Raw genomic sequence first — 672 nt, forward strand, 5'->3', positions numbered from 1 at the left:
TGACTCCAGCGATGCCTGCCGCCACCATTCCATCGCCCGGCGTACTGGCGCAACCCGCCGCCCCCCTCCCCACCTCCCCCGGCTCCCTGCCCAGTCTCAATGACTTGCTGAGCCAATGGGAGCAAATGCACAAACAGCGCATTCTGGAACTGGAGACGAAAAACAACCAGCAGCAGATCGATCTCGGCAAATGGCAGAACTGGTACCAGTGGGCCTCCGGCGAGATCACCACCGCGCGCCAGCAAAACGATGCCCTTGGCAAGAAGGCCTCCGCCTTGGAGCAGAGCATCCTCGCCATGGGCAGGGATGTGGAAGAAGCCCGCGCGGCACAGGGCCAGCTTGGCAAGCTGATGGAAGAAAAAATGGCGGTGGATTTGGAGATGCGCAAAAACGCTCAGCGGATGATCGCCGCCGAAGCAGCTGCCAAGGACGCCTCACAAAAACTGGTCGATTCCTCTACACAAATCGCCGCCGTACAGCAGGAGCGTGACAAAATCTTCAAAGAACGTGACCAGATTGTGAAGGAGCGTGATGGCGCCATCACTCAGCGCGATGAGGCGGTGAAACAGCGTGAGTCGGCCGTCAAGGAACGTGATGCCACCAGTGCCCGCAGCCTCGGATTGCAGGCTGAAGTGGACGACCTGAAAAAGAAAACCGGCACCACCGCAATGA

General features: G+C 59.4%; 1 pseudogene. It reads left to right on the top strand.

Going from position 1 to position 672, the window contains the following annotated elements:
- A pseudogene (locus PSV43_RS14700) lies at positions 1-672 on the top strand (hypothetical protein); the annotation flags it as partial.

The organism is Prosthecobacter sp. (genome assembly GCF_029946185.1).
GTDB lineage: Bacteria > Verrucomicrobiota > Verrucomicrobiia > Verrucomicrobiales > Verrucomicrobiaceae > Prosthecobacter.